Here is an 11,882-nt window from a genome sequence, read left to right on the forward strand (position 1 = left end):
AATAAAATACTGTTCGACGATTCACTTCCAGAAGTCATGCTTACTCTTCAAAGACAAAAGCAAGTCATGGGTTACTTTTCACCTGAAAGATGGGGAAGTGCGGATGGTGATAAGTGTCATGAAATAGCAATAAACCCTTCTTATGTAGCTCGTTCAAGTGTCATAGAATATATGCAAACATTGGTTCACGAAATGACCCATCTTTGGCAAAGGTGTTTTGGTTCACCTGGTAGAACTTGTTATCACAACAAAGAATGGGCAAAAAAGATGATAAGCATCGGGCTCATGCCTTCCGACACAGGCAAAACTGGTGGTAAAGTGACAGGCGATCACATGAATGATTATCCTGTTAAGGATGGTAAGTTTTTACAAAGTTGTATTAGATTAATTGAGGATGAAAAATTTGCTTTGAAATGGGTAGATCGCTTTGCTAAATATTCTACTTATCACGTACTGAGTCGAGATAATTATTCAGCTGAAAACTTTGAATGGTCAGAACTTCAAATTGATTATAATACTCTCGATGTTCTCACTTCACCCTTGTCAGAAATATTGGGTGAAGCAGAAATGGTAGAGCCTCTACCCATTCAAAATAACGTTAAGACTAAATTTGTGTGTAATGGATGTGCAGCCAATGCTTGGGGTAAAGCATCTCTGAATTTAAGATGTGGTGATTGTGATTTACCTATGTCAGGTATATCTTCAGCAAATAATCTCAAAAGTATAGTTAAGAAGTTATAACAATGTTCATTAGCGCAATATTGGTATCCCTTTTCGAATGTTAATAAAAAATCCGTCTACTTAACAGTTAAGTTATTACGTCTACTTATCTTCACTCGCATATAATCATATCGTTGCATTAGTAATTCAAACGGGAAGATTAAATTGAAAGCAATCAACTAATTATTCTGTTAGTTGATTTTTAGTTCTAGGCCCAAAGGAATAAACATTTATACCTAAAATTAGCATTTTTGAATGTACCAGTTTTATTATTTTTTTTAAACGGTGAGTCCAAACTTTATTGGTAAGACAAATTCAAGTTTCATATACATAACCTTTACAGCCTCACCCATTATGTCTTTAAACACTAATTTAGCTGAGAATTCATAATTTAGTTTCTTACTTGGTCTATCATTTAAACCCAATATTATTTTTTACCTCTCATATATGATTTTGTTCGTTCTTCTAGCTTTCCTTAATAAAATGGTTACCATAATAAGTAATTATCTATTGTCATAGAGTTCATATGGAATTCGCATTTATTGTTGTTGCATTTGTATGTGGTTTAGGTCTGAAATTAATCGGATTGCCTCCGCTAATAGGTTATTTAGTTGCTGGATTTGCTTTAAATACTCTCGGTTTTCATACAACAGACGCACTACAGACGATTGCTGATTTAGGTATAACATTGATGTTATTTACGATTGGCTTAAAACTTAACGTACGTGATTTGTATAAAAAAGAAGTCTGGTTAGGCAGCATTATCCATTCAGTCTTGTGGGTAACATTGATCAATTTGCTATTGTTTGCAGTGTCTTGGTTTGGTTTAGATGCTTTCACTAATTTAGACTGGTGGACACAAAGCCTTGTTGCTTTTTCTTTAAGTTTTAGTAGTACAGTGTGTATTGTTAAAATTCTTGAAGAAAGTGGTGAAATTAAAACGCGGCATGGGAAGTTAGCCATTGGCATATTGATTATGCAGGATATTGTAGCGGTACTTTTTTTGGTTATAGCCACGGGAAAGACTCCGTCTATATGGGCATTGTTGTTATTACTTTTATTTTTCGCTAAACCATTATGGGTAATAATATTAGAGCGTGTAGGTCATGGTGAATTGTTAATATTGTCAGGGTTCTTGTTTGCCATGGGAGGATATGAGTTGTTTGAAGCAGTTGGCATCAAAGGTGACTTAGGAGCCTTAATTGTCGGGATGTTTATCGCTACACATACTAAGTCTACAGAAATGTCTAAAGCACTTATGAATTTTAAAGATCTTTTTCTTATAGGTTTTTTCCTTACTATTGGCTTTAGTGCACTCCCTACTCTTGACTTAACGTTTACTGCAATGTTGCTTTGTTTGCTTATTCCAATCAAATTTGTGTTGTTCTTTTCGCTGTTTACTCTTTTAAAATTAAGGGCGCGCACCAGCTATTTAGCTAGCTTAGTGTTGTCAAATTATAGCGAGTTTGGACTTATTGTAATTGCGTTAGCAGTCAGTCTTGGCTGGTTAAGTCCTGACTGGTTAGTTGTCTTGGCTATAACCGTCTCTTTTTCGTTTGTGTTAACAGGCTTAGTTTATAAAACATCTCATAATCAATACACAAAATTTAAAAATCAACTTAAGCCATTTGAAAGTCAGCACCGATTACTGGTTGATGTTTACGTTCAACCACTGGGCGCCGAAATTATTGTGATTGGTTTAGGAAGAGTGGGCAAAGGCGCTTATATGTCATTAAACAGTGTAGTAGGAAAAAAAGTATGGGGGATGGATGCAGATCCTAATCGGATTATGCGGCTCAAAAAAGTAGGTTACCAGGCCATGGTTGGAGATGGCGAAGATGTTGATTTATGGGAGAATATGGATTTAACCAAAATTCAATTAATTTTACTTGCGTTACCATCCATAGAAGATATTTGTAATATTACTGAACAATTAAAACACGCAAATTACACAGGCAAAATAGCTTCAATAGCTAGATATGAGGATGAAATACAACCTCTTATTGACGCAGGTTCAGACAAGGTATTTAATTTTTTTACTGAGGCCGGAACAGGCTTTGCTGAAGAAAGTTTGCAGCTTCTACCACAACATGCCAAGTCTTAAACAAGGTGATAAATAATAATAATCATTATTTATCACCTTGTTTTGTATAGTTATTCAGCATAAACCTGTGGTTTTCCAAAGCACTTAATACTATTATTAATAATTAGTTATTACGTACGGACTTCATATAATGAAAGGCAATAAACAGGTATTAGTGATATTGAACGAGATACTCACTTTCGAACTTACTTCAATTAATCAATACTTTTTGCATGCGCGTATGTTTAAAAACTGGGGATTAGAGAAACTGAATTGCGCGGCTTACAAAAAATCTATCAAAGATATGAAGCAAGCCGATCAGATTATAGAACGTATATTGTTCCTAGAAGGTTTACCTAATTTACAAATGTTGGGTAAATTGATGATAGGTGAAGAAACTGCTGAAATGCTGGATTGTGATATGGCCTTTCAAAACTCACAAATACCTTTATTAAAAAGGGCCATCAGTTTATGCGAAGATTTACAAGATTTTGTATCTCGTGACTTGATTGTCTCTGTTTTAAGCTATGAAGAAGACCACATAGATTGGATTGAAACCCAACAATATCAAATTACACATTTGGGTTTAGAAAACTATTTACAAAGTCAAGTTGAGGAGGATTAATATGCAAGGCAAAAAAATTATAATCGAGAAACTAAATGCCCTACTCGCTTTTGAGTTGGCTGCTATGGATCAATATTTCATTCATTCTCAAATGTATCAAGATTGGGGTTTTTCTAAATTATATGAACGTATTGCCCATGAATTTGATGATGAAAAAGGTCATGCTACAAAATTAATAGAACGTATGTTGTTTTTAGAAGGCACGCCTAATATGGTCGACCGTGACGGTATTGTAATAGGAACAGATGTTCCCTCCATGCTAGAAAGTGATTTACGCGTTGAATATGCTGTTGCACAAGCATTAAAAGACACTATCTGCATTTGTGAGACGGAACAGGATTATGTGACCAGAGATATGCTGATGATTTTATTAGACGACACTGAGATGGATCATGCGTATTGGCTTGAACAGCAGTTAGGACTCGTTAAACGTTTGGGGTTGTCTAATTATTTACAATCTCAGATGTAAATATCTAACTATTTTCAAAAATGCTGAACAGATATTTAATTTAGCATTTTTTTGTTTCTATCTGTAGAGAAGTTAAAAAACCAAGATTGTTCTAATCCAAAATCAGTTGAGGTTTGGACAATCATTTGCCACCTCATGGCGGGTTCGCTACATGAACCTAAAATTAGACTAGCGTTGTAAACCTTTTTGGTATTTTGTTCGTAAACAGACTCAATTATTACCGCATTCTTTCCCATATACATGTTTATGCCCTGAACCCACATTTCTTTTATTATTGTGTTTTTGGGGAGGGTGAGTGTAAGTAATGTTTCTTCCTCCACCTCAATCTCTTGCAAAAATTGAATGGAGACTCGTTGGCCGTTATTAAACACAACACATTCTTCCATCAGTGCAATATTACATTGTTTTGTAGATTTTATATCCTTGGGGTCTGAATAGTTTAAAAATACACCAAATCCGACTGCACACACTAGCAAAGGAAGAAATAATCTAGCAAAAAAAGTTGGTTTCAAAATTATGATACGGTTATACCTAATAAGTTTTATGGTGAATAGATTCACAATAATTGACGAGAAGATTTTATCTCTTTTTTTGAGTAAATGAACCTTAAAATATTTACCAAAGTATTGTATATTAGTCATAATATCAGTCGCTTAGCAAAAAGTATAAAAACATCATCAAATTGTTTTTTATTTGTAATAAGGCTGTAAATTTATCGTTAACAAGAGCGGAAGAGTCATTAAATGAGTGATGCTATTCAAGTACATCCCGAATACAACTATAAAGTAGTTCGGCAGTTTGCGGTTATGACCGTGGTATGGGGAATTATTGGTATGTCCCTAGGAGTGCTTCTTGCAGCACAATTATATTGGCCTGCACTAAATTTTGATACTCCGTGGTTAACTTTTTCTAGGTTAAGACCCCTTCATACTAATTCGGTTATATTTGCCTTCGGCGGATGTGCTTTATTTGCCACTTCTTTATATGTTGTTCAACGCACCTCTAATGTCAGACTTTTTAGTGACAAACTGGCTTCATTTACCTTTTGGGGTTGGCAGTTAGTACTGGTTCTTGCAGTCATAACTTTACCTATGGGACTGACAAGTTCTAAGGAATATGCAGAGTTAGAATGGCCTATTGATATCCTTATCACTATCGTGTGGTTGTCTTATGTTATCAATTTCTTCGGCACCATGATTATAAGAAAAGTATCACACATATATGTAGCAAACTGGTTTTTTGGTGCATTTATGCTCACTGTGGCTGTGCTGCACATCGCAAATAGTATGGCCATCCCTGTTTCTTTAACAAAGTCGTACTCAATTTATGCTGGAGCAGTTGATGCAATGATTCAGTGGTGGTACGGTCACAATGCGGTTGGATTTTTCTTAACCGCAGGTTTTTTAGGTATGATGTATTATTTTGTACCTAAACAAGCAGGTCGCCCTGTCTATTCTTATCGGTTGTCAGTTGTACATTTTTGGGCGCTTATATCTCTTTACATATGGGCTGGTCCTCATCACCTTCATTACACTGCTTTACCCGACTGGACACAGTCTCTTGGTATGGTGATGTCTATTATATTATTTGTTCCTTCGTGGGGAGGAATGATAAACGGTATAATGACGTTATCTGGTGCATGGCATAAGTTGCGTACCGACCCTATTTTACGTTTCCTTGTTGTATCACTCTCTTTCTATGGTATGTCTACGTTTGAAGGGCCCATGATGGCCATTAAGACAGTGAATGCTCTATCACATTATACCGACTGGACTATTGGTCATGTACATTCTGGAGCTTTAGGTTGGGTAGCGATGGTATCTATTGGTTCTATTTATCACCTTATACCAGTGCTGTTTAACAGACCCAAGATGTATAGTCTTTATCTCATCAATTTGCATTTTTGGCTGGCAACTATAGGTGTTGTTCTATACATAGTAGCGATGTGGATGTCAGGTGTATTACAAGGTTTAATGTGGCGTGCGATCAACGCTGATGGCACCCTAACTTACAGTTTCGTTGAATCTTTAGAAGCGTCTAAACCCTTTTATCTACTACGTTTTGTTGGTGGTGTATTGGTAGTAACAGGTATGTTGATTATGGCATACAACGTATACAAAACGATTATGACTCAAACTGAATCCGAAACTGAAGAGAAAGCAATTGAAACCAAAGCACAACCGGCCTAAGGAAGTCAGACTATGAAAAATGCACATGAGTTAATAGAAAAAAATGTTGGTCTTCTAACTGTCCTTATTTTGGTTGCTATTAGTTTGGGTGGTATGGCGCAAATCACACCACTTATGTATCAACAACAGACAATGGAGCCAGTTGATGGGCTAACCCCCTACACTGCTCTGCAAATGGAAGGTAGAGATATCTATATTCGTGAAGGCTGTGTTGGTTGCCACAGTCAAATGATCCGCCCTTTTCGCTCCGAAACAGAACGATATGGTCATTATTCTGTTGCTGGAGAATCAGTGTGGGAACACCCTTTTTTGTGGGGGTCAAAACGTACAGGCCCTGATTTGTCTCGTGTAGGCGGAAGATACAGTGATGACTGGCACAGAATACACTTAATAAATGCGAGAGATTTAGTTCCTGAGTCTAATATGCCTGGTTTTCCTTGGTTAATGGAAAACACTCTAGATGGTGAGCTTACTGCAAAAAAGCTGTCTATATTTAGAGACTTTGGTGTGCCTTATACCGATGAAGATATCGCTGGTGCTAAAGATGCAGTAAAAGGTAAAACTGAGATGGTCGCACTTATCGCTTATTTACAATCACTTGGTACGGCGTTGAAATAATATGGACTATGCATTAAGCGGCAGTATTTATACAATATTAGTGTTTGTTAGCTTTATTGGTGTTGTGATCTGGGCTTACAGTAAAAAATCAAAAAACAATTTTGATGAAGCTCAGATGCTAATCTTTGACGATGAGCCCAAGACCAAGTCTGAGTCAAAGCATGACAAGCAGGAGTCTAAAACCGATGAGTAGTTTTTGGAGTATTTGGATAACAGTGATAACACTGGGGTCAATATTAGGTTGCTTTTTATTGCTTCGCTGGTGTCTAGCTAACCACACGGGTATCGAAGAAGGCGAAGATATGCATCATGAATTTGATGGCATTATTGAAGTCAACAATCAGTTACCTAAATGGTGGACATATTTATTCTATATTTGTATTGTTTGGGCTCTTATTTATATGGTCCTATACCCTGGATTAGGTAGTTATAAAGGTTTACTGAACTGGCAAAGTTCCAATCAGACAATTAAATCACTAGCTGAATCAAAAGCAGCAGTCATTGCGAATAAATCGAATGGTGTGATCAATCAATATGATAGGGAAATTGAATTTGCTAATGAGCTTTTTGCACCTATTTTTGAAGCCTACTACGTGCAGCCCATTACTGATCTAGCTAAAGATGTTGAAGCATTAAAAATTGGACAACGTTTATATAGTCAAAACTGTTCACAATGCCATGGTTCTGATGCTCGCGGACAAAGGGGGTTCCCAAATTTAACGGATGATGATTGGTTATATGGTGGATCACCTGAAAAGATAACTGAAACATTAATTTATGGACGCCGAGCAATGATGCCAGCCCAGCTAAATTCTATGGGTGAAAAAGGTATTGAAGAGTTAGTGGCTTACGTATTAAGTTTGAGTAACAGACCTGATTTGCAGCAAAACTTAGTAGATGCGGGCCAAGCTAAATTTGCTACCTGCTCTGCTTGCCACGGTCAAGATGGGAAAGGTAATCAATTAATAGGCGCACCTAATTTGACTGACCAAACATGGTTGTATGGTGGTACTGAAAAAGCGCTGACAGAAACACTTAGGTACGGTCGAAATGGAGTCATGCCAGCATTTAAAACCACCCTAGGTGAAAAGAAAATTCACCTAGTTAGTGCATACGTATACAGCCTATCGCAGGATAAATAGTGCCTTAGTATTATACTTAAGGCCCCGATTACGGGGCTTTTTATTATTTATTTATGTTAACTTCGAGAATTTCTTTTACATGCAATCTGACATTATAAAAGTGTGGTACAAACAATTTTGGCCTTGGTTTCTAATCATTGTACCAATTACTTCGATGGTTCTGAGTTTTTCGATGATGGGTTTGGCATTTAATGGCGAAGATAGCATGGTCATAGACGACTATTATAAAGAAGGTAGAGCCATCAACCTTAAAATCCAAAAGTTTGAACAGGCTAAAATACTGAATATATCAACCAGAACTCAAGTTTTTTCAGATTACGTTGAAGTTATTTTTACGAGCGGCTCACCTGAAAGTGGTGAAGCTCTTACATTAGATTTTTTTCATTCAACGCAAAAATTTAAAGACTTTTCAGTTGTTTTGTTACGTGATGCTAACGGAATATATCGCGCGCCACTGACAGCTGATGTTTCAGGCAAATGGCAATTAAGCCTTCATCCCTTTGACGAAAATTGGAAAATACAAAAAGTCGTAACATTACCGCAAACAAAATCATTTGTTCTAAAGCCTTAAGTAGAATGCTTGATAAGTGCTTTCATTGTGGCTTACATATTCCACCACAGATTAACTTTCACACAGACGTGCTTGGCAAACGGCAAGCCTTTTGTTGTCCTGGATGTAGTGCAGTAGCTGAAGCAATCGTTAATAATGGGTTAGAAGATTATTATCATTATAGAAGTGAGTTTGCAGAAAAAGCACCAGAGAATGAAGACGATTTATTACAAAAACTTAAAATATTTGATGACGATAGTATATTACAAGAATTTGTTGAAAGTCATGACGACGCAAGTGAAATTCAATTAACCATTAGCGGTATCAACTGCGCTGCATGTGGGTGGCTAATCGAAAAGCAGCTTGTCAAACTAACGGGCATAATTAGAGTAGGTGTAAACGTTTCTGCCAGGCGTGCAAGTGTTAAATGGGATAATCAACATTTAAAACTTAGCCAAATTTTAAACCACATAGAAAAAATTGGGTATCACGCTAGGCCATTTCAGCCTGAACAACACGAAGCCATATTTAAACAGGAAAACAAAGCATTTCTGAAACGCTTAGGGTTAGCTGGCTTAATGACGATGCAAGTCATGATGTTGAATATAGGCGTTTTTTTTGATTTATTTGGGCACATAGAACCCCAAACCAAACAATACTTTAATTGGTTAAGCCTATTTTTAACAACCCCCGTTATGCTTTATTCTGCTTCAGAGTTTTATACGAGTGCTATGCGAGGTCTGCGAGCTAGAACAGTTAATATGGACATGCCCATCACTGTTGCCTTAGGCATCACTTATATTTCAGGAGTGTTTGCGACGGCGCAAAATACTGGCCAAACTTATTTTGAATCATTATGTATGCTGGTATTTTTACTCCTCATTAGCCGATATCTTGAGCATAGTGCACGTTATAAAGCAGCACAGACATCAGCCAATATGTTGGAGTATATGCCGACTACTGCCACTTTAATAAATGATGATGTACTTAAACCGGTGTTGGCTAAATCTTTAAAATTGGGCCAGTTGGTTTTAGTTAAGACTGGAGAACTTGTCCCAATAGATGGGGTTATTACTCATGGTCAAGGACAACTTGATCAAGCAATGATAACGGGCGAATTTGATTTAGTGAGTAAATTCACTGGTGACTATGTGTTAGCAGGTAGCTTAAATCAACTAGGTACTTTGACAGTGCAAGTGACTGCTAGCCTACAACAATCAACTCTTAGCCAAATTAGTCAATTACAGACACAGGCTATGAGTACTAAACCAAGAATTGCTAGTTTGGCTGATGTATTTTCTCAGTATTTTGTTGTCGCAGTGTTATTGATTGCTTGTATTAGTTATGTGGTGTGGTTACAAATAGACCCTTCCGAGGCGCTTTGGGTAATGGTCGCGGTGTTAATTGCTACTTGTCCTTGTGCTTTAGGGTTGGCTACTCCTTCAGCATTGTCTTGTGCAATTGCCAATTTAAACGGAAAAGGTGTGTTATTAAAACGAGGAGATGCATTAGAGCAACTCACGTTAGTCGACTGGATTGGCTTAGACAAAACCGGCACTCTAACAGAAGGTAAATTCTCTCTGACACAATGTATTAACCCAAGCGCAGAACCTGATGATTTTTACATCGAACTAGCAGCCAGTATAGAGCAGTATTCCTCGCATCCCATTGCTCAGGCATTTAGTCAGTACAATAGTCCACACGCAGTGACAGAGTTTCAGAGTGAAATGGGAAAAGGTGTCAGTGGTTTAATAGATGGAACGTTATATAAATTGGGGGCTGCAACCTTTATTGATTTTCAAGTGCCAGAAAGTATGCGTAACTGTAATGTTTTCTTGCAGTCAGATTGCGGCATACTCTGTGGATTTTTATTGTCTGACACACTAAGGCCCCAAGGCGAGTCACTTATAGGCTCTTTAAAACCCTACTGCGTAAATTTAATTAGTGGTGATATTGCACCCATAGTTAAATCTGTTGCCAACCAGTTAGGCATTCTTAACTGGTTGGCCGAACAAAGTCCACAAGATAAATTGCACACAATTAAAAAAGCCCAAGCTAAGAATCATGTAGTGCTGATGGTTGGAGATGGAATTAACGATGGTCCGGTACTAGCTCAAGCTGATGTGTCTATAACCCTTGGTGCTGGCTCTGACTTAGCCAAAACGTCCGCAGATATAGTATTACTTGATAACGATCTAGCTAAACTTCAAATAATTTTTAGTATAGCCACAAGATGTAAAACTAAAATCAAGCAGAATATTGGCTGGGCAATAGGATATAATTTGCTGATTTTGCCATTAGCAGTTATGGGGTTATTGAGTCCTTGGATGGCAGTGTTGGGAATGTCATTGAGTTCGTTAATAGTAGTGGTAAACTCCACCCGACTTTTGAAATAATAGAGGGCCTTTTTTTGAGTAGCATATATGTTTTGATCCCTCTTGCAATATTGCTGGTGAGTATTGCAGTAGGAGTCTTTTTTTGGGCAGTTAAATCTAATCAATTTGAAGACTTAGAGCGCCACGGAAGCAGTATCTTATTTGACGATGACCTTCCTAAAAAAGCTCCAAAAAAAGCTCCAAATACAACTAATAGTGATGAATGATTTAAGTTTTTTTTCGGCTTTTCTTATTGGTTTGGCAGGTGGCGTTCATTGTGTAGGTATGTGTGGCGGGATTGTCGGTGCATTCGCTTATGCTGTGCCTAAAAATTCAAACATGTTGCCTTACACTTTGGCCTATAATTTTGGGCGTGTAATCAGTTATATTATCGCTGGCTCTGTCACTGGTTGGCTTGGATATTTGTTTGCTCAGCAAATCAACCAAGGCATTGTAGTTTTACAGTTTGTCAGTGGGGTTTTTCTATTTTTATTAGGTTTATACATTGCCGATTGGTGGCAAGGACTGAGTAAAATTGAAATGGTTGGTAAACACTTTTGGAAAATCATTCGACCTTGGTCAAAAAAATTATTACCCTTTAAAAGTCCGTTGCATGCCCTACCCTATGGCATGGTTTGGGGCTGGTTACCTTGTGGATTAGTTTACTCGGTACTGACGTGGTCTTTAGCCAGTGGTTCAGCATTGCAAGGTGCGACTATCATGGCAGGATTTGGTCTAGGCACCTTACCAATAATGATTTTAATGGCTACTGGGTTCGATAAAATTCAACAAGTTATACAAACCCCTAAAGCAAAAGTGGTGATGGGATTATTGCTAATACTATTCTCTATAAACCAATTATTTCATGCTATCTCTGGTTCGATTCAATAACTCAGAAAATTATTGTAAATAAGAATCGCTCAGGTTTTGAATCTTACAACTGGTAAAATCTTAAATAATTTCATAAGCTAAATGTAACTCTCCTTTATTGAATTTTATCTAAGGTTAGATATGAATTATCAGAAAATACTAGCTGTTATAGAACCAGAACTTTCCACTCAAAAATCTTTGGCCAGAGCCATCGAAATCGCTAGTATGAATGGTGCTAGTA

The 11,882-nt window shown here is 37.2% G+C and carries 13 protein-coding genes; 12 read left to right on the plus strand and 1 reads right to left on the minus strand.

The annotated features are described in order from the left end of the window. The 4 genes from QZ562_RS15810 to bfr (QZ562_RS15825) form a co-directional block, all read left to right on the plus strand. On the plus strand, positions 1-741 hold a 741-nt coding region (locus QZ562_RS15810), incomplete at its 5' end, for a SprT-like domain-containing protein (RefSeq protein ID WP_293762091.1). Between the two features lie 505 nt (positions 742-1,246). Further along, positions 1,247-2,824, plus strand: coding sequence for a cation:proton antiporter family protein (locus QZ562_RS15815; protein ID WP_293762126.1), 1,578 nt, complete (start codon positions 1,247-1,249; stop codon positions 2,822-2,824). A 130-nt stretch (positions 2,825-2,954) separates the two neighbouring features. After that, entirely contained in the window at positions 2,955-3,428 is a 474-nt protein-coding gene (bfr, locus tag QZ562_RS15820; protein WP_293762129.1) for a bacterioferritin, read from the plus strand. A 1-nt stretch (position 3,429) separates the two neighbouring features. Next, positions 3,430-3,897 (plus strand): bacterioferritin, encoded by a 468-nt coding sequence (bfr, locus tag QZ562_RS15825; protein WP_293762132.1) that lies wholly within the window; start codon positions 3,430-3,432, stop codon positions 3,895-3,897. 35 nt (positions 3,898-3,932) lie between these two features. Here the strand turns inward: bfr (QZ562_RS15825) and QZ562_RS15830 are convergent, their stop codons facing one another. After that, positions 3,933-4,538 (minus strand): hypothetical protein, encoded by a 606-nt coding sequence (locus QZ562_RS15830; protein ID WP_293762135.1) that lies wholly within the window; start codon positions 4,536-4,538, stop codon positions 3,933-3,935. Positions 4,539-4,640: 102 nt separating this feature from the next. Between QZ562_RS15830 and ccoN the strand changes: the two genes are divergently transcribed. The 8 genes from ccoN to QZ562_RS15870 all read left to right on the plus strand — a co-directional run bounded on the left by ccoN (position 4,641) and on the right by QZ562_RS15870 (position 11,662). Further along, entirely contained in the window at positions 4,641-6,086 is a 1,446-nt protein-coding gene (gene ccoN, locus QZ562_RS15835) for a cytochrome-c oxidase, cbb3-type subunit I (RefSeq protein ID WP_293762138.1), read from the plus strand. Between the two features lie 12 nt (positions 6,087-6,098). Continuing rightward, positions 6,099-6,704, plus strand: coding sequence for a cytochrome-c oxidase, cbb3-type subunit II (ccoO, locus tag QZ562_RS15840; RefSeq protein WP_293762141.1), 606 nt, complete (start codon positions 6,099-6,101; stop codon positions 6,702-6,704). A gap of 1 nt (position 6,705) precedes the next feature. Continuing rightward, positions 6,706-6,897 (plus strand): cbb3-type cytochrome c oxidase subunit 3, encoded by a 192-nt coding sequence (locus tag QZ562_RS15845; RefSeq protein WP_293762144.1) that lies wholly within the window; start codon positions 6,706-6,708, stop codon positions 6,895-6,897. Beyond that, complete coding sequence (gene ccoP, locus QZ562_RS15850; RefSeq protein ID WP_293762146.1) at positions 6,890-7,846, plus strand: cytochrome-c oxidase, cbb3-type subunit III; 957 nt, start codon at positions 6,890-6,892, stop codon at positions 7,844-7,846. The genes QZ562_RS15845 and ccoP overlap by 8 nt, the downstream gene beginning before the upstream one ends. A 79-nt stretch (positions 7,847-7,925) precedes the next feature. Beyond that, the gene (locus tag QZ562_RS15855; protein WP_293762148.1) at positions 7,926-8,417 is read left to right on the plus strand and encodes a FixH family protein; all 492 of its coding nucleotides are present in this window, start codon (positions 7,926-7,928) and stop codon (positions 8,415-8,417) included. Positions 8,418-8,422: 5 nt separating this feature from the next. Further along, on the plus strand, positions 8,423-10,792 hold the full coding sequence (locus QZ562_RS15860; protein WP_293762151.1) for a heavy metal translocating P-type ATPase: 2,370 nt from the start codon (positions 8,423-8,425) through the stop codon (positions 10,790-10,792). 14 nt (positions 10,793-10,806) lie between these two features. Then, positions 10,807-10,998 (plus strand): cbb3-type cytochrome oxidase assembly protein CcoS, encoded by a 192-nt coding sequence (gene ccoS, locus QZ562_RS15865; RefSeq protein WP_293762154.1) that lies wholly within the window; start codon positions 10,807-10,809, stop codon positions 10,996-10,998. Then, positions 10,991-11,662, plus strand: coding sequence for a sulfite exporter TauE/SafE family protein (locus QZ562_RS15870; protein ID WP_293762157.1), 672 nt, complete (start codon positions 10,991-10,993; stop codon positions 11,660-11,662). The genes ccoS and QZ562_RS15870 overlap by 8 nt, the downstream gene beginning before the upstream one ends. Positions 11,663-11,882 lie beyond the last annotated feature (220 nt).

This window comes from uncultured Paraglaciecola sp. (assembly GCF_913058035.1).
Classification (GTDB): domain Bacteria; phylum Pseudomonadota; class Gammaproteobacteria; order Enterobacterales; family Alteromonadaceae; genus Paraglaciecola.

What these genes read in the sequence shown, in the direction of transcription:
- QZ562_RS15815 (WP_293762126.1), top strand. Translation starts at nt 1,247, where the DNA reads ATGGAATTCGCATTTATTGTTGTTGCATTTGTATGTGGTTTAGGTCTG.
- bfr (WP_293762129.1), top strand. Translation starts at nt 2,955, where the DNA reads ATGAAAGGCAATAAACAGGTATTAGTGATATTGAACGAGATACTCACT.
- bfr (WP_293762132.1), top strand. Translation starts at nt 3,430, where the DNA reads ATGCAAGGCAAAAAAATTATAATCGAGAAACTAAATGCCCTACTCGCT.
- QZ562_RS15830 (WP_293762135.1), bottom strand. Translation starts at nt 4,538, where the DNA reads ATGACTAATATACAATACTTTGGTAAATATTTTAAGGTTCATTTACTC.
- ccoN (WP_293762138.1), top strand. Translation starts at nt 4,641, where the DNA reads ATGAGTGATGCTATTCAAGTACATCCCGAATACAACTATAAAGTAGTT.
- ccoO (WP_293762141.1), top strand. Translation starts at nt 6,099, where the DNA reads ATGAAAAATGCACATGAGTTAATAGAAAAAAATGTTGGTCTTCTAACT.
- QZ562_RS15845 (WP_293762144.1), top strand. Translation starts at nt 6,706, where the DNA reads ATGGACTATGCATTAAGCGGCAGTATTTATACAATATTAGTGTTTGTT.
- ccoP (WP_293762146.1), top strand. Translation starts at nt 6,890, where the DNA reads ATGAGTAGTTTTTGGAGTATTTGGATAACAGTGATAACACTGGGGTCA.
- QZ562_RS15855 (WP_293762148.1), top strand. Translation starts at nt 7,926, where the DNA reads ATGCAATCTGACATTATAAAAGTGTGGTACAAACAATTTTGGCCTTGG.
- QZ562_RS15860 (WP_293762151.1), top strand. Translation starts at nt 8,423, where the DNA reads ATGCTTGATAAGTGCTTTCATTGTGGCTTACATATTCCACCACAGATT.
- QZ562_RS15870 (WP_293762157.1), top strand. Translation starts at nt 10,991, where the DNA reads ATGAATGATTTAAGTTTTTTTTCGGCTTTTCTTATTGGTTTGGCAGGT.